We start from the raw sequence: 22357 nt of genomic DNA, 5'->3' as shown, positions 1-22357 counted from the left end.
GGCGTAGAGCGATTGGGGATACCATCAATAGTCAGTCAAAATGACACGAGGAGCTTTAGTTTCATGTTACTGTCCGATAAGCGTATTGTGGAAGAGATGAAAAACGGCAATATTATTATTGAGCCGTTCAACGAGCGTCACCTGGGACCAAATTCGTACGATTGCCGATTGGGGGACTGGTATTTCCAGGGCAACGCCAATATAGAGGTGATGCACCTGGATATTCCGGAAGAGATTCGTGGCTATTGGGGAGAGCCACGCCAGGCCAAAGATGGCAAGATCGCTATTCGTCCTGGCACCACCATCCTGGCGCATACCCAGGAGGTCATTGGTGGACACAATGGCTACCTGGCCAAGATGTATTCGCGCAGTACGGTGGCACGCTCGGGTCTTTCTGTTTGCCGCTGCGCGGGTGTGGGGGATGTTGGCTACATCAGTCGCTGGACGATGGAGATCAGTAACCATACACAGACGACCATCTGGGTCCCGGTGGGGTTCCGCATCTGTCAGCTTACCTTTGAGTATGTAGGTGAGACCCTGAAAGAGTATCATGGTAAATATGGGAAGAGGGATCAGCAGTGGTCGCCTGAGGACATGCTGCCCAAACCCTATTTTGACTGGGACTACGATGTATATCGTACCGACCGGGTGCGCTAGCCAGTGCTGGTGATGTGGGTTGGAATGTATATCTGGAATGTAGCAGGAAGGTAGACTTTGAATATGGGCCGGGGATATTTTATCTCGTTTGAGGGTCTGGATGGCGCTGGCAAGACGACCCAGATGGAACTGCTGGCAGGCTGGTTGGAGCGGAGAGGGATGGAGTATATACGTACCTGTGAGCCCGGCGGTACACCTCTGGGAGTAGAGATCCGGCGCCTGCTCTTCCACCAGCCTGAATTGACAATTACGCCGCTGGCAGAGGCTTTTCTCTTCCAGGCAGACCGGGCGCAGCATTTCCAGACTCGCATCCTGCCCGCGCTGGCGGCGGGCAAGGTTGTTCTATCGGATCGCTGTTTTGATTCTAGTATTGCTTATCAGGGAGCCGCGCAGGGTTTGGGAACCGACCTGATCGCTCAACTTTCTCGTATCGCCACGCAGGGACATGCGCCCGACCTCACTATCTTTCTTGATCTCGATCCGGCTCTGGTGCATAAACGTACCAGCACCTCACATAATGGCCGCCAGGAGCAGAGCCGCTTCGATCGTGCCTCGGAACAGTTTCACACCCGTCTGCGCCAGGCCTTTCTGGCACTGGCACAGGCTGAACCTCAACGCATCAAAGTTATCGACGCCGCTCAACCTGTCGAACGCATCCATCAGCATATTGTGGAGCTTATAGACCCACGCCTTAATCAGAGTCAGAGTTTTGTTTAGCTCAACAACATTGCAGCAATCTTATGCACTGGATCGTATTACCCTTAGAGAAAAGGTTACAAATTCTATGTCTGTTAAATGTACTGACTTTTTCTCCTGGTATTATTGAGCGAGAAGGATAAAAAGCATGGGCCAAATAAATTGGCAACAACGGCGAGATATCTTGATCTGTATCATCTGTATGGGATTGATCATATGGACGGCCTGGAATCTCGTCAATCAGTTTATCGATGCAGTCTTTCTATTATTGTTGTCAATGACGGTTGCATTCCTGATTACGCCTATGGCCAATGTTCTGGAGCGTAGGGGATTGCCCCGGCTGTTCGCGACCGTTGTTTCCTATGTGTGTGTGCTGGTGCTCCTTGGACTTTTTTCTTATATTCTTGTGACCTCGTTTGTTAATCAGGTCACGATTTTTTCCGACACCATCGTAAGCTTTACCCAGCATATTCCGCAGACCTTCAGTAACTTTTTGAGCTTTCTGAATAAGCAGGCGGGTATCCCACAGGCGCGTATTGATGAGATGCTGGGCCAGTTGAATTCTCAGGTCACCAGTTTCGCCAATGCCGCTGTCACCAACACCATTAATATCATCTTTGTTTTAACCAATACATTCTTGAATTTTTTGATTGTCTTAATGGTGAGTTTCTACCTGACCCTGGATGGCAAACGGATTCGCAATAGCATCATGAGTGTGATGCCCAAACGCTCTCTCCCGACGGCTCTACTGTTTGAGGATGCGCTGACACGAGTGGTTGGAAACTATATTCGTGGACAATTGACACTGGCTTTGATCATAGGGGTCGCGGTCGCTATTGTCTGCTGGATGACTGGATTAGGGCAGTTCGCGGTCATCTTTGGCGTGCTGGGTTTCTTGTTCGAAACGATTCCCATGGTCGGACCCGGCCTGGCTTCGATTTCACCAATCGTGGTCTCGCTGCTGCTGCCCGATCCTTTCCCGCGCACCCTGATCGTCGCGGTCGCTTTTATCGTTATTCAGATCCTTGAAAGCAATATCCTGGGGCCGCGTATCGTTGGTCATGCGGTCGGCCTGCACCCGGTTGTCTCGATTATGTCTCTGGTCGTTTTTGCTCAATTATTCGGCGCCTCATATGGACCCTTTGGTGGTGCCATTGGCGCGCTGGTTGCGACTCCTATTGTGGCCGCCGCCTGGGTCGTCGTTGCCAGTCTGTATCGTTCGGCCAGAGGTGAGACCGCGGATCAAATTCTGTCCCGCAAGCGTGCGCCCTGGACGCTCAAGCGGCCCTCCCCGTCCTCAGGGAAGTCCAGGCAGCAGCAAGCGCCCGGATCGGTCTCCGGTATGTTGCGTCGACGCACGCCAGTCGCTACCGGCGGCGTGACGCGCAACAACATCATCTCGGTTTCAGCGCCTGATAAAAATCGCGAGCAAGCCACCGCTGATGAAAGTGGGTCAACGCAGGCGGATCAGGAGAGGGCCGCCCCTGAGCAACCTGTCTCCGCATCCGACGACAACAAATAATCAGCCTCATTATAAACTGGTTGTGGGGTCTCAGCGGCGATTAGCCGCTGAGACCCCACAACCAGTTTACTTTCTTCTTTTTGTCTAAAATGCCTAATAAGCTTGCCATTCATCAACAAAATCACTACAATTTTCGTAAATATGCTGATATATGATAAACATTAATGCTATGTGATTGATGATAGGGAAATTTGACTGATGCAGATACGTGTACCTTCTCAAAAAAAAGCTTCTGCGTTTCCATGGTTTATGGCGGCGATTGGTGCGGGGATCGCGTTTTTGATCTATACGGCTGTGTATGCCAGTGGTGTGTTGAGTCAATCGACGCTGGCAGTTGAACATTGGCTGCTCTGGCGTCCCATCACGCGACTGGATTGCTCCTTTTATGAATGGCGTCATCTGGGCGAGGCTCAGGCCACCGCTGTCGTCCTGTTAATATTGGGCGTGTTATGTATTCTGGCTGGACATAAAAAGCGAATACTGATCTATTTCTTGTTGCTCCTGGGTGTGAGTGTAGCGTTTGAACTTGGTGGAAAGATGGCGTTTGACCAGCCGATGCCCCGAACCCTGCGTTCGGGCATGACCGTACTAACCTGTCCACAGATGGAGGGTCAACCTACTTCGGTGCAGGTTGCCGCGGGATTGGGCCTGCTGGGGCAGGTACCAGATCCTCCCCGCAAACAGGTAAGCTGGGCGCGCGACGTGGCACAGATGCCGATTGGCTCGGTTATGGATGATAGTGAGAACAGCTATCCAGGAGGACATGCGACCCGCTGGTGCCTGGCAGGTCTGATGCTGGCCTGGATCATGGCCCGCTATCTGCGGCCGCGCTTTTGGGGAAAATTCTGGCCTTTATCTTCACCATTGGTTCGTTTCTGGGCGGTTTTATGCAGTTTTATATCGGGGTGCATTTTATTACCGATACCATCGCTGGCTATCTACTGGGCATCGCCCTTGGATGTTGCGGGATTGGCTTGCTGATCCTGACCGAAAAAGAGCGCGCCCCTCAGGTTGCTCCCATTGCTCCTGAACGCCACCCAGGCAGAGACGCGGCCATAGGCTTATCCCGCAGATAACAACCGCCTATGCTCAGGAAGAATCAGAAAAACAGGGGTTAAGCATGCAGTGCTCAACATTATATGAGCCAGCGCTTTCGCACCTGCGTGCTCCACATTATATAAGTGCGGGACAAAAAAGGCGCGTTCAACGCGCCTTTTTTGTCCCGCACTTATATAAACCTTTTGCGGCCGCGTATGCGGACGCCCGAGCGGCGGCGCTCAACATCCCTATAAGGACGATAGCATCGCCCTTATAGGGCCTCCAATCTTTTTTTGCGCTGCCTGGCTTCGCGATAATCTGGCTCGATCTCCAGCGCCTTGTTTACAGCCGCCAGGGCCGCTTCTTTATGCCCGAGAATTCCTTCCACCCAGGCTTTGCCATCCCAGGCCTCCACATGTCGTGGATTGAGTTGTATGGCCTGTTCGAAATCGGACAGGGCCTCCTCATAGTGGGCGAGCATGGCCTGGCAGGTGCCGCGGGCATACCAGGCGTCGGCATTGCTGGCATCCAGCTTGACCGAGCGTTGGGCCGCCGCCAGCGCCTCCGCGTACCGAATCGAGTTGGAAAGCTGCTGACTGTAGTCAAGCCAGAACAGGGCCTGTTTTTTCTGTGCTTCTGATATCTCCATTGTCATGTCCTTTTATGTGGTTTGCTGGCTCTGCCAGATGGTGAGCGCCGCCTGATAGGCTTCCCAGGTATCAACATCGTGCTGGGCCAGGGCATCGCTGAGCTCGACCTGCTCCACTTCATCGGCATGGCGGGCGATCACGCTGCGCCCCCCTTCATCTCCACTAACGGTGGCCAGTTCTGAAAATAAGCTGGCATCAAAGAGAACTGGATTGCCACGCTTTCCATGATAGCACGGAGCGATGATGCGTTTCCCGCTCTGCCGCCTGGCCATGAGGAGGCGATCGATCAGTTGCGCGCTAACAAAAGGTTGATCGCCCAGCAGCACGAGGACCGCCGAGCAGTCAGGATAGTGAGTAAGCGCCTGGATACCTATACGCAGAGACGTGCTCATTCCAGAGCGATAGTCGGGATTTTCCTGGACGTGTAATTTGTTATGGTTCATGTAACTAGAGAGCGCGGCAAAAACCTGGGCAGATTGGTGTCCCAGCACAACGAGTACTGGCGTGGCTTGAGACTGCAGGGCTGCCTCAACTACATGAGAGAGCACCGGCCGCTCACCAAGTGGTAGGAGCAACTTGTGGTGGCCGTGTGACATGCGGCTCGAACTGCCCGCCGCCAGGATTAAGGCGGCAACCGAATCTAATGTTGACATCAGGCACTCTTTTCTTTGGGTGATGAACTGGTTAACATAATGTCGATTGCTGATTGTGTGTACACTTGTATTTTACGCGCTCAAAGCTGGAAAGAAGAAGCTTATTGATACATTTCTTCCGCTGCTTTGCAGGCAGATGGGCCTTCACGCGGTTTTTTTGATGATATAATAACGGCTAGTCACCCTGACAATGACGCGGATGGCTATTTCTTGCAGAATTGTGTGGCTGAAACCGCCCTCTTCCAGACTGCAGTTACGTTGGTCGTAGACTGTATGCGTTCAGGAGTTTTAAATGGTAAATACCTCCCAGATACATGAAGACAAAAATGTTGTAGCGTTGGATGCCGAGACGCAAGCAAAATACGAGCATCTACAGGCGATTCTACGCGAGATGGGTTCGGTGCTGGTCGCCTATTCGGGTGGAGTAGATAGCGCGCTCCTGCTCAAGGTGGCCCATGATGTGCTTGGCGATCGAGCTATGGGGGCCATTGCCTCCTCACCGGCTTATGCCTCTGAGGAGACGGAAGAGGCCATCGCTGTTGCGCGTCAGCTGCAGTTGCCTTTGATTACGCTGGAGACCCATGAATTAGAAGACGAGCGCTATGTCAAAAACGATGTCAATCGCTGCTATTTCTGTAAGAATGAGCTCTTCACCAATCTAGAACCACTGGCTAAAGAGCACCAGCTGGCGCATATCGCCTATGGTGTCAATAAAGACGATGATGGTGATTTTCGGCCGGGGCAGCGCGCGGCTCGTGAGTTTAAGGTGCGCGGACCGTTGAAGGAAGCGGAAATGGGGAAGAAAGAGATCCGCGCCGTCGCTCGCCTGCTTGGCATGCCGGTCTGGGATAAACCAGCCATGGCTTGCTTCTCTTCTCGTATTCCCTATGGCAGCAAGGTGGACGTTGCATCGCTGCAGATGGTATATAAGGCGGAAAAGTTCTTGCACGAACTGGGCTTCCATCAACTGCGTGTGCGCCATCACGACAAGATTGCCCGCATCGAGGTGGAACGCTCAGAGATTCCTCTGCTGGTGGAACCTGAAATGAGCCTCAAGGTCACTGATGGCCTGCGTAAAATTGGGTATACCTATGTAACGATGGATCTGCTGGGCTACCGTACCGGCAGCATGAACGAGACATTCTTCAAAAAGAAAAAGAAGCCGGCCGACGCCTGATGACAGCAGATGCAGGACAGGCATGGCTGTATCGGATGACGCGCTTCCAGCATACCAGCCAGCCTGCTCAGCACCCTCTGTGATATAATCTATGTGTTGAATAAGAACAAAAATACTCGTTAAATGATGGAAGCATGTCTTGCTTACAGCTGGATAACAGGAAAAGGTACCATGTCAGAGCGCATTATCTATCTCGATCACGCAGCAACAACCGCGCTAGATCCACGTATCCTTGATGCTATGTTGCCCTACTTTACCACTGAGTATGGCAATGCCAGCAGTATCTATACGCTTGGACGTCACGCCATGCAGGCGATCGACCACTCACGTGAGCAGGTGGCCGAGCTTCTGCATGCTCGCCCCTCTGAAATTGCCTTTGTAGGCTGTGGCACGGAAAGCGATAATCTTGCTATCAAAGGGATGGCGTTTGCTGCGCAGCAAAAGAAGGGCAAGCATATTATCACCACGCCGATCGAGCATCACGCGGTGCTGCACACCTGCCAGTATCTGGAACGCTTTGGCTTTACTATCACCTATCTGCCTGTGGATGAGTATGGCATGGTCGATCCTGACGATGTTGAACGCTCGATTACCGATCAGACATGTCTTGTTTCTGTCATGTATGCTAACAACGAAGTGGGGACCATCGAGCCCATCGCTGAAATTGGCCGTATCTGCCGGGCTTACAAGGTTCCTTTCCACGTAGATGCCGTGCAGGCGGGTGGAGCCTTGCCGATCGATGTTCTGGAGCTCAAGGCGGACATGTTATCCCTGTCGGCGCACAAGTTTTATGGCCCCAAGGGCGTAGGTATCCTGTATACACGCCAGGGCATGCGCATCCTCCCACAGATGCAGGGTGGTTCGCAGGAACGGGGACGTCGCGCCGGCACAGAAAATGTCGCGGGTATTGTGGGGGCCGCGACGGCCCTGGAACTGGCGTACGCCGAATTGCCCCAGGCAACGCCCCGCGTCCAGGCTTTACGGGATCGCCTGATCGAGGGCATCCTGCAGATTCCTCGTAGCCGTCTCACAGGACATCCCACCCGGCGCCTGCCTAATAATGCCAGCTTCGCCTTTGAGGGCGTTGAAGGCGAATCTATCCTCTTGAATCTGGACCTGCTGGGAGTGGCCGCTTCAACAGGCTCGGCCTGTACCTCGGGTTCCGTTGATCCCTCGCACGTCCTGGTCGCTATTGGCCTTCCCCCCGAGTGGTCCCACGGCAGCCTGCGCCTGACGCTGGGCAAGCGCAACACCGAAGAAGAGATAGAGACCGTTATTGATGCCCTGCCAGGCATCATCGAGCGCCTGCGCGGACTCGGCATCTAATTCACATCAAGCCAGAGGATTCGCGCGCGCGGCCCCTGACATTACGCGCCTACGGCGCTCAAACAATTTTATTTATTGGGGCGATAGTGCTAAAGAGGTGCGCTGAGCGCACCTCTTTAGCACTATCGCCCCAATAAATAAAATTAATGCGGCCGCGTATGCGGACGCCCGAAAGGGGGCGCTCATGTTCGCCATAAAAGAGAATACAATGAGGTGACCCTCCTGACGAGGAGGGTCACCTCATTATTGTGTCATTCATAGAGTTTATGTTACCATGAGAAGAGGAGTGTTGAGGGTAGTGGTGGATGGGCATGTATTTAGTTTACTGTCATCGCGCGATCCCCTACCATAAGTTGTATGGTTGTTAGTTGGATATTTCAACGCTCTGACTCGAAAGAAGGGGTAATACATTACAATGGATACGCTCAAGCGAGAAATTATATCTCAGCGGGTACGCCAGGTGAAGCCATCGGGCATCCGTAAATTTTTCGATATTATCAACACCATGCCCAATGTGATCTCGTTAGGTGTTGGTGAGCCAGATTTTGTGACACCTGAGCATATTCGCCAGGCCGGCATCGAGTCTATACAGCAAGGGCGTACACGCTATACGTCGAATTCGGGGACCGTCGAACTGCGTGAAGAGATCGCCAGCATGGTGCAGCGGCAATATGGCTTGACCTACGATCCTATCTCTCAGGTCCTGGTGACCGTTGGCGTGAGTGAAGGCGTTGACCTGGTTATGCGCACCATCCTTGACCCAGGTGATGAGGTCATCTCACCTGATCCAGGCTATGTTGCTTACGAGGCCGATATCATCTTTGCTGGTGGCGTCCCCGTCCCCGTACCTACGTATGCACAGTATAATTTCGGGGTACGCGCCGCCGAGATCGAGGCCGCCATTACGCCACGCACCAAAATGATCCTGCTGGGAAACCCGAATAATCCGACCGGTGCGGTTATCCCCCGTGAAGAACTGGAAGGGATCGCCAGACTGGCGGTAGAGCACGATCTGATCGTCGCCAGTGATGAGGTTTATAGCCGCCTGGTGTATGGCACCGAATATGTCAGCATCGCCAATATGCCGCAGATGCAAGAGCGTACCGTTATCCTGAATGGCTTTTCCAAAGCCTATGCTATGACTGGCTGGCGAGTGGGATATGTGCTGGCACCAGCAGAGATTCTGAGTGCGCTGCTCAAGGTGCACCAGTATACGATCATGTGCGCGGGTACGGCCGCACAGGAAGCGGCTTTACAGGCCCTGCGCCATGGAGAGCCCGATGTAGAGCGCATGCATGCCGATTATGCGCGCCGCGGGCGTATGTTTGTTGATGGTTTAAATCGCATTGGACTGCCGGCCTGTGAGCCGCGAGGTGCCTTCTATGCCTTTCCCTACATCGGCAATACGGGGATGAGTGATGAAGAGTTCGCCGAAAAGCTACTCTTTGAAGAAGAGGTAGCCGTGGTGCCTGGGAGTTCGTTTGGCGCGGCCGGCCAGAATTATGTGCGCGCGACCTATTGCACAGCCTATGAGAAGCTTGAAGAGGCTCTGGTGCGTATCGAGCGCTTCATTAAAAAGCACGCCTGATCCGCAGGTGTGTCCCTTCCTGTGGGCGCCTGAGAAGCGCTCGCAAGAAGGGACACGATGGGTAAAAAGCGCCCACAGGGAGCGTACCCGCGGCAACGGTGACAATGATTTAGGCCGATACAGGTCCAAAAGGAGGTGCGCCGGCGCGATCGCGCTTCAACTCATAGATATTGTCGTTGTGCAGGAACCAGATGAAGTGATCCCATAGCGCGGCCGCGTCCTCGCCTTTCGGTACACTGTGGATCACCGGACCATAGTAGCCGACATTTGAGTCCTCAAGCGCAATGGTTGGTACACCGAAGGCATGATATCTTTTTACCGCCTCTTCATGGTCCTGAATGACGTCCTGAATGGTTGAATCATCGGCCAGGGCCTGCCCCACGAAATCTTTCCCCAGCCCCGCGGCTTCGGCCGCCGCTTCAACTACCGGGCGCGTCCGAATATCTTCTTTGCGGCTATGGGCGGCGTTCCCCAGTTCGATATAGAGCTTCTCAATGCTCTCATTGCCATGCAGACGGCGCGCTAATGCCAGGGTACGTAGCGCTGCCCAGCCGTTACCATTGACGTAATCAGGCTGCGCATCTGGTTTTCGATTAACGATCTCCAGGCTAAAAAGGCGCCAGGTAATGTGAAGTGGGCGTATCTGACGTGTTTCGCGTACCCATAGCGCGGTACGCCAGGCCAGTGGACAGAGCGGATCAAAGTGGAAGTTGATGTTGACACTTGCCTCTTTTGTACTCATCAGAGAAAACCTTCTTTCATTCATGTGATTGTCCTGCTTCCTTTACTTCATAAAGTGAAGCGAGCTTTTATAGCATACGTTCACCGTGTGAATTATGTCAAGAAAAGTTGTTGGCTTGCTCTGCTGCTCTTTTATAACGTGTGTGAGCGGGCCGGACGCGTGAAAAAAAGCATCTATGGTGGTAGACTATGAGGAGAACAGTATGGTCTGGCTAACTACATCCGGGGGAGGAATGTCTAAGCGATCAGGTCTTATAATCAGCCTGGGGGCGTGCTTGCTGCTGTTTGCCAGTCTTGTGATCTTTGGGACTTATCGCTTATCGTACGAAGGCAATAACGGACCAGCATCAAAAAGCACGGCGTCAGCAAAAAGCAAGGGAGACACTCCAATGATATTGATTTTTTCAAAAACAGCGGGATATCGCCATGCATCGATTGAAAATGGTATCGCTGCTATCAAGCAGCTTGCCGCCACACATCATGTCGAGGTGCAGGTATCTGAAGATGCAGCTTTCTTTACCGCGGAAAACCTCGCTCGTTACCGGGCTGTGATCTTTTTGAATACGTCGGGCAATATCTTTGATGATGACCAGAAAGCTGCGCTTAAACATTATATACACGCGGGTGGTGGCTATGTCGGCGTGCATGCGGCCAGTGACACAGAGCACGATTGGCCCTGGTATGGTCAGCTCGTAGGAGCTTTTTTTACTAACCATCCACAAATTGCTCAGGCGACCGTGCATGTAGACGATCCCAAGACGAGTTCAACTTCGATGCTACCTGCGCAGTGGGTACGCACCGATGAATGGTATAACTTTCAGGAGAATCCACGTGGCCATGTGCATGTCTTGCTGACAGTGGACGAGAAAACGTACCAGGGGGGTACAATGGGCTCTGACCACCCACTTGCCTGGTACCATGATTTTGAGGAGGGACGTTCCTGGTATACCGCTATGGGTCATACTCCCGAAAGCTATTCCGAGCCATTGTTTCTGGCCCATCTCTGGGGAGGTATCAGCTATGCCGCCAATTTGAAGGAATAGATTGTTGTTGTAGGTTTACGCAAAAGCTATGACGTAATAGTTTAAGGGGCATGCTCCGGAGCATGCCCCTTAAACTATATAACGACGACAGGTACTAACGCACCTGATCTAGCGTTGTTAGCATTCGCTGTGGCCGCAGCTATAGCACTTGCGGCAGCCTTCCTCATAGACCATGGTGTTGCAGCCACACTCGGGACACAGGTTACCGGTGAGCTTGAGCTGGCTCACGTTCACGTTGGATGAGTGCCCGTTCGCCGGTGCCAGAGGAGGCACGGCGGCGCTGGCTTTGACCTCGGTATGAGTCTCAGCAACCGTGTTAATCGCTTCCTGCAGGGTATCCAGGTGCAGTTCGAGGGCGCGGGCGACGGCGTCTGGCAGAGAGCGCACCTGCTGGGCGCCAAAGCCAACCGAGCGGCTTCCACCGATGCCGCGTAGCTGATTGGTGATCTCCTGGGCACGATCGGTCTGCGAGAGCGGGCTGAGCAGCTGCAGATTGATCGAGATCAGGCGACCCAGCGCTTCGGAGAGCGCCGCGATATCACTACCAGCCTTACCGACGTTGACGAAGACCTCGAAGGGTCCCTGCTCATCGCTGTTGATGGTAATGTTGATCTTGCCCTCAGGCGCAGTGACCTGGCGCGTATAGCCCTGCACAACGGCTGGCCGCTGCTTGATGCCCTGGTGAATCGAGGTCACCGGCTCAAACATCGGGGCTGGTGCCGTCTCGGGCGCCGCAGCAGGCTGCTTGGCCTTCTCATCCTCGACACGTGTCAGCACAGCATCGCGTGAGCCATCGCGATAGTACGTCACACCTTTACAGCCCATCTCATAGGCCAGGCGGTAGAGCGTCTGAACCTGCTCAACCGTGTGGTTGTTGGGAGCATTCACCGTCTTACTGATGCTGGAGTCAGTATAGCGCTGGATCATGCCTTGAACACGGACGTGCTCTTCAGGAGTGAGATCCTTCGAAGAGACAAAGTAGTCCGGTGTTGGCTCATTGGGATGCCCATCGCGCCATGCCTGCAGCAGTGGATGATACATGATGTGCTCGCCGGTACGGTCGCGGCGGATCATCGCGAAGTCATAGACGGGTTCGATGCCCGAGCTGACACCGGACAGCAGACTGGTGGTACCGGTTGGTGCCTGGGTCAGGATAACAGCGTTGCGAGTACCCTGCTTGCGAATCTTTTCCTGCAGATTCTTCGGCAGGCGCTTGATGAACTTGCCCTGCATGTATTTGTCGCGATCGAATTTGGGGAAGGCCCCTTTCTCAGCGGCATTATCCGCTGAAGCCTCGTACGCGGCATTACGGATGGTGGTGTAGATGCGCTCGATGATCGGGATCGACTGCTCGCTACCGTAGGCGACTTCCATCTTGATCAGCGCATCGGCCAGGCCCATCGTTCCCAGACCGGTACGGCGTGTGCCCAGTTGGGCCTCCGCGTTCTCCTTAATGAAGTACTCGGTAGAATCGATTACATTATCCAGGAAGCGCATGGCGACCTTACTGATGTGGGCCAGCCGCTCATAATCCATCACCCCATCCTTCACGAAGGCTGACAGGTTGATGGCACCCAGATTGCAAACCCCGAATGGCGGTAAACCCTGCTCTCCACAGGGATTTACGCAGCGGATGTTCTCGTAGTACCAGGTGTTGGACTCTTTGTTGTAGCGGTCCATAAAGACGACGCCGGGCTCAGCAGATTCCCAGGCGGAGGTGCAGATGAGATCCCACAGCTCACGGGCGCGAATGGTCTTTTTGACCTCACCCTGCCAGATCAGGTTCCAGTCGGCATCATCCTTCACGGCCTGCATAAAGGCGTCGGAGATACAGACTGACAGGTTGGCGTGCTCGATCTTGCCAGCTGTACGCTTCACCGTAATGAACTCTTCGATGTCAGGATGCGTATCGTCGAGCATGAGCATTAAAGCCCCGCGCCTGGAACCGCCCTGCTGAATGACGTCGCCGGTGGCAACCGAGTAGAGCTGTGCCCAGGAACAGGGGCCTGAGGCTGTGCCGTTGACGGTCTTGATATAAGAGCCACGAGGGCGAAGTGTTGAAAGATTGATACCCACACCACCACCACGCGCCATGATCTCCGTCATGACTTTGAGATTATCAAGAATCCCCTGTCGGCTATCATCAGGGCTCGGTATGACGTAGCAGTTGTAGTAGGTCACCTGGTGTCCGGTGCCGGCGCCGGCGAGGATACGGCCGCCGGGCACAAATTGAAAATTGGTCAGGGCTTCGTTAAAAAGTTTTTCCCACTCGGCGCGCTTCTCATCGGTCTTCTCTACCTCGGCGATGCCGCGTGCTACCCGTTGCCACATCTGTTCCGGGTAGAATTCCAACGCTTTGCCATCTGGATCTTTGAGGGAATAGCGATCCATAAAGACTTTCTGGCGAATCCCTTCCAGCTGGGTTATCGTCGGGTTAGCGTTATCACCACTATTTTCAACTGAGCGGGCTTCTTGCTCTAGCATCCTGAACTACTCCTCTTTCATTTCTTTTTTTTATTGTATGGAGTTAAGAAAGTATGCCTTGCTAATCTCTAGCAGGCGGATTTTTTGTGTTTTTTGTCTACCGCACTCAGTATACTCGTAAATCTTGCCAAAAACAACCCTCTGGACACAATATGTTGATTTGAAAGTTATGAATAGCACAATATGTTGATGCAAGACACAGTATGATATTATAAGACTACCCGTTACGGTTAGCAAGAGTTTGCCGTCCGGGTACTATTGAAAAAGGCTATGATTGCCTTGCAAGCAGGAGGATGCATGCGCGCAGAGATTTTATCATGTGGCACTGAACTGTTATTAGGCCATATTACCGATACCAATGCTACCTATCTTGCTCAGAGCCTGGCGGCCCAGGGTATTGATCTGTATAATGTGTCGCAGGTGGGTGATAATCAGGGACGTGTTGTTGAGTTATTGCGCCAGGCCTGGCAGCGTGCCGACCTGATTATTATGACCGGTGGGCTAGGACCCACGGAAGACGATCTGACCCGTGAATCGATCAGTGAACTGATGGGCGAAAAGATGACCGTTGATCCCCAGTTGGAAGCACAGCTACGAGCCCGCTTCGCCCATATAGGGACCATGCCAGAGCGAAATATCAAGCAGGCTACGCTCATCCCTTCAGCCGAGAGCATTCCCAATCCGGTTGGGTCCGCGCCGGGCTGGTGGGTTGAAAAGGAGGGCCATATTCTGGTGGCGATGCCTGGCGTGCCGCGTGAAATGTACCGTATGTGGGAGGAAGAGATCGTCCCTCGCCTGGCTAAATATACCGGCGGCCTGATTTTTACGCGCCTGCTGCGCGTCTATGGGCTGGGGGAATCCACCGTTGAAGAGATCCTGACACCTTTACTGCCTTCCACCAATCCCACCATTGCTACCTACGCCAAAATTGATGCCGTTGATGTGCGCATCACCGCCAAGGCTGAGCGGACTGAGGATGCGCTCCAACTGGTTGCTGAGATGGAAGAGAAGGCTCGTGACCTCCTGGGCGACCATGTCTTTGGCATCGAAGGTGATACCCTGGCCAGCGTCATTGGTAAGGCACTACAGGCGCGTCAGCAAACCCTGGGTGTCATGGAATCGCTGACCGGCGGCATGCTGGCCAGCACCATCACTGACTTCCAGAGCAGTTCAAAACATTTTATCGGAGGCATCGTCACCTACAGTACCGACCTCAAGGTGCAGATGGGGGTACCGCAGGAGACCGTTGATCGCTATGGCGTGGTCAGTGAAGAAACCGCCCGCGCCATGGCCCATGCTGTACGCGAACGGCTGGGAACGGACTTTGGTATCGGCGTCACGGGAGTAGCTGGCCCCGGCAAGCAGGATGATAAACCTGTTGGCACCGTCCACATCGCCATAGAAGGCCCAGAGGGGATCATCACAGGCAAGGGGCCCGGTTGGCGTGGTGGAAGGGCTGATAATAAACGCCATGCTGTTCTCACGGCTCTCAATCTGCTACGGCGCTATCTGGAGGGGACCATCACTCCGGAATAAGTATCTTTTATAGGGGGCTCACCCGTGTAGTTCTAAGAAGCAAGCCTGATGGTATACCTGATTTTCTACTTGTCTCTATAGATTGAGCGTGTTATGATCAGGTCAAGAAATAACACGGACGAAAGGGCGGGTACGCGAGCATCTGAATGACGTTGATGCCATACCCCAGTGTGTGCACCCTATGGATACAACTCGCCAGAAAGCACAGAAACCTCAAAAAGACCGCACCGAGCGCAAGTCGCGTGGGCGGTCTCGTTTTCGTCTTAATCGTTCATCTTCTGTGTTTAAGCTTTTTGCTATTCTTGGACCCGGTTTGATCGCCGCCAATGCGGGCAATGATGCTGGTGGTATCGCCACCTTTTCTACTTCGGGGGCGACCTATCAGTATAACCTGCTCTGGGCTCTGGTAGTAGCCGGTTTCTGCCTGGCTATTGTGCAGGAGATGTGTGCCCGCATGGGGGTCATCACCGGTAAGGGTCTGGCCGATCTCATCCGAGAAGAATTCGGGGTGCGCTGGACCGTGGTGGCCATGCTGGCTCTGCTGGTTGCCAATACCGGCGTTACTATTTCTGAGTTCCTGGGAATCGCCGCCAGCGTCCAGGTGTTCGCCAATGATGTACATACGCCCTGGGTCTATCTTGTTGTGCCCGTGTGCGGCATCGCTATCTGGTGGCTGGTTATCAAAGGATCCTACCGCCGTGTAGAAAAGATCTTTTTATTTATGTCGCTGGGCTTTCTGGCATATATCCCGGCTGCCTTTGCGTCTCGCCCTAACTGGGGAGCGGTTACTCATAGTATCATCCTGCCTCACATCACCGGCAGCAATGCGTACATCCTGGCCGCGGTGGCTCTGGTTGGCACCACGATCAGTCCATACATGCAATTTTTTGTACAATCTTCGGTGGCCGATAAAGGTATTCCTGCCAGTGAATACCTTTACGAGAAACTCGATGTCTATAGTGGTACCATCTTCGCTGTACTCATCGCCGGCTTCGTGGTTATTACCACCGGGGCGGCCCTTTTCCCTAACCATCCCGTCGAGACTCCGCTGGATGCCGCCATGGCGCTGGATAAACTGGCTGGTGGTTTCTCGTCGATCCTCTTTGGTATCGGTCTCTTTGGTGCTTCATTATTGGCGGCTGCGGTCCTACCCCTGTCTACGGCCTATGGAATCTGTGAAGCCTTTGGTTTTGAGCGTGGAGTCTCCCGCAGCTTTAGCGAAGCTCCGGTTTTTCAGAGCATCTTTACCGGCCTCATCATCCTCAGCGTCCTGGTGACGTTGATTCCTGGCCTCCCAATCATCCAGGTATTGGTGATCCTGCAGAGTCTGAATGCCGCCATGGTGCCCATCTTGTTGATATTTATCACCTTGCTGGTGAATAACCGCCGTCTGATGGGGCGCCATGTCAATGGGCTCGTCTTTAACATTATCTCCTGGGGAACCGTGGTGCTGGTCACGGTGCTGGTCGCCCTGCTCCTCGTCACCACCATCTTCCCGAGTATTATGGGATAGATTCGTTGCTTGCTATGGTGTAATAAACTGAATATGCCAGGAAGTTGCATTTGTCATGTGGCGTGTTATAAGGAAGTCCATATGTCCAATATCGACGATGAAAATACGACAGAAAAAATATATGATCAGTTGATGGCGCTTAATCGCGAAACTTTTGCCAGGGGACTCTTTGAAACCTCTTATCATGCTCTGGTTGCTGCTTTTTATGCTGCCAGTTCACTACAGGCTGATAAGCTCTTGAGCCTGGTTGCGCAGCGCGCGCAAGAACAGCTCTGGTGGTTCGATCATTATGCTGAAGAGCATCCTTTTTCTTCCGCTTCGGCCACACGCAATGAACGTGAAAACCTGTATGATGCGCTGGTCGATCAGGCGCAGACAGAGCGCAAAAAGGCTGAATGGGACCGCAAATATCGTAAGCCTTCCGCGCCATCAGAAGAGATGTAGGTATCGCTACATCTCTTCTCTTTTCGCATCTTACCCCTCAGAATTTTCTAGCTCATCCATCCGTACCGGGTTGTCGACCTGGTTTAGACGATTCCAGAGAACGTAATCGGTCTCTTTCTTGGGAACGTAGTAGTGATCTGGTTCGGCCTGCATGCTGGCCGTCGCGGTGAACTCACCTCGTTCAAGGTGCTTAAGATCAATATATTTTGCTCCCTGTTCCAATTGCTTGCCGGGTGCAACCAGGAAGATGGTCTTCATTTCATCGGCGGTAAGATCCGCCAGAATCTGATGGAGTTCTTTGATATCGTAAGCACTGCGGCTGCGATCCATCACATTGGGATCGCGCATGCCGTGATTTTCACCGGCCCGGTTATCGCTCTCCAAATCCTGGTTGAAATCAGGACCTTCGGGGGGCTTGCCGGCCGGTTCTTCTATGGCGTCATGATGTAAGTGGGTGCCTTTGCGATGGTTAGAAGCATTGGAATCGCTTCCACTACGCCTGGCTGGATCCTCCTCCTGGCGCTGGGAGTCAGCCTTATGGGTAAGATCTAACTCGCTATGTTCATGTGTATGTTCGGTAGTTTTCGTTGGATTGTTATTGCCTGTAGCTGATTTCGCGATCGATTGCTGATGTCGTTTTGGCATAAGTATAGCTCCTTCCTTTGCACTGATAGGAATTTTCCCGGAGTATTTTTATGCACGTATTTGGTGTAGAAAAGTTTCGTTTAGCATGGAATAAACCTGCCACTGTTGTAGCGCTATCAGCCCGATTTATGCAAGATTTATATAAAAAGAAAGAGCGAATCTTGCCTATGAGCTGGAAGATTCGCTCTCTGAATATCGCGGTTTCTCTTGAGCTACTATGCTTCGGACCTCAAGGGAGGGGTTTCGATCGCCGAGCCAATCTTGTCCTGTGTGGTCTGGGAAGGATATGTTTTTCCTTCCATCAGATGTTGGACTGGTAAGAATAGTGGTTCGGGCAGTCCACTCCAGGTAAACCAGCGTACTTCCGACTCTTCTTCGGGAGCTTTGACCCGGGGCTCTCCTGAGACATAGTGAGCTTCAAACCAGAGTGTAATATAATGCTTTTGCTCATCTTGAAAGACATCGTTGGTGATACAGCGAAACTTTACATCCTTGATTTGCAGACCCGTCTCCTCCTGAGTCTCACGCAGGACCGCCTCTTCCGGCGTCTCTCCAAAATCGATATGCCCGCTTGGTGGTCCCCACGTGCCCGCGCCATGGGTATTGACGCGTTTCTCCAACAGAATACGATCTCCGTTTTTAATCAGAACAGAAACTCCAACGTTTGCTGATGGTGCATGACCTTCTGGCATTTTAAATTCCTCCTTCCACTTTTACTTATCACGCTGATCTTTGCCATATAGATCCAAAGCATGGTGCCCATACTTGATCTGGTAGAGGTATGCTGACTTAGAAGTAGTTTGATGAGATCCCACCATCGATTGTCATCCAGGTGCCGGTTGTCCAGGAGGATTCATCGGAAGCCAGGTAGAGGGCGAAGTAGATAATATCATTGATCATGCCAAATCGCCCCAGGGGGATACGCGATAAACGGCGGTTGCGTTCTTCATCGCTGGTCCAGAGATGATCAAGCAAGCCGGTGTTGATGGGACCCGGACAGATGGCATTGCAACGGATACCCGCAGGACCATATTGGACAGCGAGTGATTTCGTCAGGGCGAGCAATCCCCCTTTGGAGACGCCATAAGCTTCTTGCGGTACGCTCGATCCCATGAAGACGACGAATGAGGCGATGTTGATGATCGAGCCGCGCCGCTGCTGCACCATATATGGCAGTGTGTATTTGCAGCATAGAAACGCGCTTTTCAAGTTGACATCCATCACCTGTTCCCACGTCTCTTCGTTGGTCTCAATCACGCTGGTGTCGGCGGCCGGCATAATGCCCGCGTTATTATACAGAATATCGATCGAGCCAAAGTGTTTAATGCCGGTCTCTACCAGCGCCTCTACATCCGCCGCTCGTGACACGTTGGCCGGCACAAAGATGGCATTGCCTCCGGCCGCCTGAATACTTTGTGCCGTCTCCGCTCCTTCCTGCTCAGCAATATCGGTGAGGATAATACTGGCTCCTTCACGAGCAAATAACTCGGCAGCTGATCTCCCCATGCCTCTGGCCGAACCTGTAATTAAAGCGACTTTATTCTGTAAGCGCATAGTTACCAATCCTCCCACTAAAGAAAAAAGCTCAGGTTCCTGTGTTGCCGTATTCCTACATTACAGCTTAGCATATGGCGAATCTTTTTAGGCGAATCAGGCAAACATGGTATGGCCCTGGAATAGATCATACTAATTATGTGGAAATTGGCTGATTAAATAGACATAGCATTGTAGTTTGCTTGACATTGGCGTATTTCACATGTTATATGTTACACATGTAACGAAGTTGTACGCGTACAATAATGTCAGAGTGGACGATGATATAGTATTTTGCCTTGTTTCTATGTAGCATAATAGGCATGGTTCATTGCTTGAATCGATGTGGTATTAATGCTATTTATTTCGCGCCTTATCTCCTTCATCGTCCGCAATAATGGCCAGATGCATCGATGCTTGCCCCTGCATTTCCACGGAATGGGTAACTAAAGGATTGTACAGCAATCGAAAAATCAATTATTTTGGAAGTGGAGCGTTTTATGAGCGAGAACCAGACGGATATTGAATTTCCAGTAGTGCCAGAACGCGCGCAGTGGTTCGTCCACGATCGTTTCGGAATGTTCATTCACTGGGGCATCTATTCGGCCATCGCCCGTTATGGACGAGGTGGCCTGGCCGAGTGGTCGAAGAGCCTGGATCAGATCAGTGAAGAGCAGTATCAACAGTATTTTGATACGTTTGAGCCCGACCTCTACGATCCTCGTGAATGGGCTCGGATGGCGAAGGCGGCCGGCATGAAGTACGCGGTGATTACCACCAAGCATCATGATGGCTTCTGCCTCTGGGATACGCAGTTGACCGACTACAAGGCTCCCAACACGCCTGCTGGCCGGGACCTGATACGCCCCTGGGTCGAGGCATTTCGTGCTGAAGGGCTACGGGTTGGCTTTTACTATTCGCTGATCGACTGGCATCATCCCCACTTTCCTGTCGATGGTCTGCACCCCAGGCGGGAAGATACGACCCTGCGCGAAGAAAAACGCGATATGGCGATCTATCGCGAATATCTACGCGGACAGGTGCGGGAGTTGCTGACGAACTATGGTCCGATCGACGTGCTGTGGTTCGATTTCTCCTATCCCGGTATGGATTGGGGCTGGGCGCGTGGAAAAGGGCATGAGGACTGGCAATCGGAGCAGGTTGTCGAGCTGGTGCGTGAGTTGATGCCTGATGTGCTCCTCAACAATCGCCTCGACCTGCAGGAGGCGGCCGACTTTATTACTCCTGAGCAGGTCCAGCCACGTAGCTGGTTGACCGTGAATGGTAAGCGTGTGACCTGGGAAGCCTGTCAGACCCTCAATGGCAGCTGGGGCTATGATCGCGATAATACCAATTGGAAATCACCAGACCTGCTGATTCGCATGCTGATCGAATCGGTCTCTAATGGTGGCAATATGCTGTTGAATGTAGGTCCGACCGCCCGTGGCGAGATAGATATTCACGGACGCGCCATCCTGCAAGAGGTTGGAGAATGGATGAAGCATCACGGCAAGGCGATCTATGGAACGACCGCCAGCCGCTTTACTCCTCCACCAGACAGCCGTTACACGCAGCGCGGAGATCGTCTCTACCTGCACCTCTTCTCCTGGCCGATGGGGCACATCTTTTTGCCAGGCCTGGCCAACAAGGTCAAATACGCCCGTTTTATGAACGATAACTCCGCGCTCCGCTTTGAAAGTGGCGTCAGAGCGGGCAGCCATACCACACCTACGGACCTGGCCGAGGACGTACTGACCCTGGAACTGCCAGCGCAGCGTCCTGATGTCATTCTGCCTGTTGTAGAACTCATACTGCAAGACGCTTGAGCTCTGAAAAAAGGAAAAACAGGTAAAACCTGTGGCTGTTGCTAACGTAGCAACAGCCACAGGCTTTACCTGTTTTTCAGGCATGGGAAGGATCATCCGGGAATAGAGAAGGCGATTTCGCTGTTTACAATAATATATGGTAAACTTATGCACAACACCATGTTTTGATACCCAGAAATGAGGCATAATTGTGTATAACAGCAATCCCGAAGATTATTCTGCCTATCGTGATGGGAGTGCTCAAGAAATAGATTATGCTCACCCGGAGTACTATCATGCTCCCTCTGAGCAGCCGAGATCCTTTTCTGCTCAGCCTGCCCCGCAGCCTGATCCGTATGCCGATGCATACGTCCAGTATCAGCCGCCGCAGGGGTATAATCCTTATAAGGACCAGCCTTCGTATCAACCGCATTATGGCGAACCGACGCCAGAGTATCGCGGTCCACAGAGTGTGCAGGACTATGCCGTGCAGCAGCAAGAGAAGGCTGGAACAGCTCAAGGAGGCGCGCGTAAAAAGGGCGCAGCCGGGTTGGGTGGCCTGCTGATCGCGCTTGGCGGCCTGCTACTCAAGTTTGGCTGGCTGTTGAAGTTCGGTCTGTTTGGTTTTTCGGCTCTGGCCTCTGTATTCGTCTATTCGCTGCTCTTTGGCTGGCCATTTGCCATCGGTCTGGTAGTGATGCTCTTTATCCATGAGATGGGGCACGCTCTTGTCATGCGCATCAAGGGAATCCCCATGGGTGGCATGATTTTTGTGCCGCTGTTAGGTGCGGCGGTGACGATGCGCCAGATGCCACAGAACGCCAAAGATGAGGCCGAGGTCGGTATCGCGGGTCCGATTGCGGGCGCGCTGGCTGCCAGTGCCTGTCTGCTTCTGGCTTACCAGCATCCTGGTAGCATCTGGGGACCACTGGCCTACTTTGGTTTCTTCTTGAACCTGTTCAATCTGATCCCTATCCTGCCCTTTGATGGTGGACGTGTGCTGGCCGCCATTGATCGCCGCATCTGGATTATTGGCTTTATCCTGTTGCTGGCGTACCAGATCTGGCAGTGGATGACCGGCAACTTCTATCCCTGGTTGCTACTGTTTGTCGTCATGGCCGCCATGCAGTTATGGTCGCGCGGTTTCGGACCGCAGAACGCGCAGACCAGAGCCTACTACGATGTACCGCTCAGCTCCCGCATCCTGATGGGGCTGCTGTACTTCGGTCTGGTCGCGGTCCTCTTCTTAGGCATGACCATATCCCATGGCTTGATACCCGGAATTCAATAATAGTTGATAACAAAC

The 22357-nt window shown here is 52.8% G+C and carries 20 protein-coding genes; 13 read left to right on the top strand and 7 right to left on the bottom strand.

Annotated elements, in window-relative coordinates:
- The first annotated feature begins 63 nt into the window (after nt 1-63).
- From dcd to AABA21_RS17160, 4 genes are all read left to right on the top strand, one after another.
- Nucleotides 64-657, top strand: a complete 594-nt coding sequence (gene dcd, locus AABA21_RS17175; RefSeq protein ID WP_338252245.1) for a dCTP deaminase — start codon at nt 64-66, stop codon at nt 655-657.
- 63 nt (nt 658-720) lie between these two features.
- A complete protein-coding gene (gene tmk, locus AABA21_RS17170; protein WP_338252243.1) occupies nt 721-1374 on the top strand; it encodes a dTMP kinase in 654 nt (217 codons plus the stop codon).
- 127 nt (nt 1375-1501) lie between these two features.
- Nucleotides 1502-2875, top strand: coding sequence for an AI-2E family transporter (locus AABA21_RS17165; RefSeq protein ID WP_338252241.1), 1374 nt, complete (start codon nt 1502-1504; stop codon nt 2873-2875).
- 198 nt (nt 2876-3073) lie between these two features.
- Nucleotides 3074-3856 carry a hypothetical protein gene (locus tag AABA21_RS17160; protein WP_338252239.1) on the top strand — a complete coding sequence of 261 codons (783 nt, stop codon included), beginning with the start codon at nt 3074-3076 and terminating at the stop codon, nt 3854-3856.
- A 328-nt stretch (nt 3857-4184) separates the two neighbouring features.
- On the opposite strand, the gene AABA21_RS17155 is transcribed toward AABA21_RS17160, so the two are convergent.
- The gene (locus tag AABA21_RS17155; RefSeq protein WP_338252237.1) at nt 4185-4562 is read right to left on the bottom strand and encodes a tetratricopeptide repeat protein; all 378 of its coding nucleotides are present in this window, start codon (nt 4560-4562) and stop codon (nt 4185-4187) included.
- A 12-nt stretch (nt 4563-4574) separates the two neighbouring features.
- Nucleotides 4575-5216, bottom strand: a complete 642-nt coding sequence (locus AABA21_RS17150; RefSeq protein ID WP_338252235.1) for a nucleotidyltransferase family protein — start codon at nt 5214-5216, stop codon at nt 4575-4577.
- Nucleotides 5217-5508: 292 nt separating this feature from the next.
- On the opposite strand from AABA21_RS17150, the gene larE reads away from it, so the two are divergent.
- The 3 genes from larE (at nt 5509) to AABA21_RS17135 (ending at nt 9307) form a co-directional block, all read left to right on the top strand.
- Nucleotides 5509-6393, top strand: coding sequence for an ATP-dependent sacrificial sulfur transferase LarE (gene larE / locus AABA21_RS17145; protein ID WP_338252233.1), 885 nt, complete (start codon nt 5509-5511; stop codon nt 6391-6393).
- 171 nt (nt 6394-6564) lie between these two features.
- Nucleotides 6565-7719, top strand: coding sequence for a cysteine desulfurase NifS (gene nifS / locus AABA21_RS17140; protein WP_338252231.1), 1155 nt, complete (start codon nt 6565-6567; stop codon nt 7717-7719).
- Between the two features lie 415 nt (nt 7720-8134).
- The gene (locus tag AABA21_RS17135) at nt 8135-9307 is read left to right on the top strand and encodes an aminotransferase class I/II-fold pyridoxal phosphate-dependent enzyme (RefSeq protein ID WP_338252229.1); all 1173 of its coding nucleotides are present in this window, start codon (nt 8135-8137) and stop codon (nt 9305-9307) included.
- Nucleotides 9308-9416: 109 nt separating this feature from the next.
- On the opposite strand, the gene AABA21_RS17130 is transcribed toward AABA21_RS17135, so the two are convergent.
- The gene (locus AABA21_RS17130) at nt 9417-10049 is read right to left on the bottom strand and encodes a mycothiol-dependent nitroreductase Rv2466c family protein (RefSeq protein WP_338252227.1); all 633 of its coding nucleotides are present in this window, start codon (nt 10047-10049) and stop codon (nt 9417-9419) included.
- A gap of 388 nt (nt 10050-10437) precedes the next feature.
- Here AABA21_RS17130 and AABA21_RS17125 point away from each other — a divergent pair, with 388 nt between their 5' ends.
- The gene (locus AABA21_RS17125) at nt 10438-11091 is read left to right on the top strand and encodes a ThuA domain-containing protein (protein WP_338252225.1); all 654 of its coding nucleotides are present in this window, start codon (nt 10438-10440) and stop codon (nt 11089-11091) included.
- Nucleotides 11092-11208: 117 nt separating this feature from the next.
- Here the strand turns inward: AABA21_RS17125 and AABA21_RS17120 are convergent, their stop codons facing one another.
- The gene (locus AABA21_RS17120) at nt 11209-13575 is read right to left on the bottom strand and encodes an adenosylcobalamin-dependent ribonucleoside-diphosphate reductase (RefSeq protein ID WP_338252223.1); all 2367 of its coding nucleotides are present in this window, start codon (nt 13573-13575) and stop codon (nt 11209-11211) included.
- A 297-nt stretch (nt 13576-13872) separates the two neighbouring features.
- Here AABA21_RS17120 and AABA21_RS17115 point away from each other — a divergent pair, with 297 nt between their 5' ends.
- From AABA21_RS17115 to AABA21_RS17105, 3 genes are all read left to right on the top strand, one after another.
- Entirely contained in the window at nt 13873-15111 is a 1239-nt protein-coding gene (locus AABA21_RS17115) for a competence/damage-inducible protein A (protein WP_338252221.1), read from the top strand.
- Between the two features lie 181 nt (nt 15112-15292).
- On the top strand, nt 15293-16624 hold the full coding sequence (locus AABA21_RS17110; protein WP_338252219.1) for an Nramp family divalent metal transporter: 1332 nt from the start codon (nt 15293-15295) through the stop codon (nt 16622-16624).
- 81 nt (nt 16625-16705) lie between these two features.
- On the top strand, nt 16706-17068 hold the full coding sequence (locus AABA21_RS17105) for a hypothetical protein (protein WP_338252217.1): 363 nt from the start codon (nt 16706-16708) through the stop codon (nt 17066-17068).
- 30 nt (nt 17069-17098) lie between these two features.
- On the opposite strand, the gene AABA21_RS17100 is transcribed toward AABA21_RS17105, so the two are convergent.
- The 3 genes from AABA21_RS17100 to AABA21_RS17090 all read right to left on the bottom strand — a co-directional run bounded on the left by AABA21_RS17100 (nt 17099) and on the right by AABA21_RS17090 (nt 19267).
- Nucleotides 17099-17713, bottom strand: a complete 615-nt coding sequence (locus tag AABA21_RS17100) for a hypothetical protein (protein WP_338252215.1) — start codon at nt 17711-17713, stop codon at nt 17099-17101.
- A 215-nt stretch (nt 17714-17928) separates the two neighbouring features.
- Nucleotides 17929-18405: a nucleotide triphosphate diphosphatase NUDT15 gene (locus AABA21_RS17095; RefSeq protein WP_338252212.1), complete on the bottom strand. Its 477-nt coding sequence runs from the start codon at nt 18403-18405 to the stop codon at nt 17929-17931.
- A 97-nt stretch (nt 18406-18502) separates the two neighbouring features.
- A complete protein-coding gene (locus AABA21_RS17090; RefSeq protein ID WP_338252210.1) occupies nt 18503-19267 on the bottom strand; it encodes an SDR family NAD(P)-dependent oxidoreductase in 765 nt (254 codons plus the stop codon).
- A gap of 479 nt (nt 19268-19746) precedes the next feature.
- Between AABA21_RS17090 and AABA21_RS17085 the strand changes: the two genes are divergently transcribed.
- The gene (locus AABA21_RS17085; RefSeq protein ID WP_338252208.1) at nt 19747-21072 is read left to right on the top strand and encodes an alpha-L-fucosidase; all 1326 of its coding nucleotides are present in this window, start codon (nt 19747-19749) and stop codon (nt 21070-21072) included.
- Between the two features lie 190 nt (nt 21073-21262).
- Entirely contained in the window at nt 21263-22342 is a 1080-nt protein-coding gene (locus tag AABA21_RS17080; RefSeq protein WP_338252207.1) for a site-2 protease family protein, read from the top strand.
- The last annotated feature ends 15 nt before the right edge of the window (nt 22343-22357 follow it).

The sequence above is a fragment of the Dictyobacter halimunensis genome (assembly GCF_036245075.1).
This window is presented reverse-complemented; position numbering and strand designations above follow the sequence as displayed.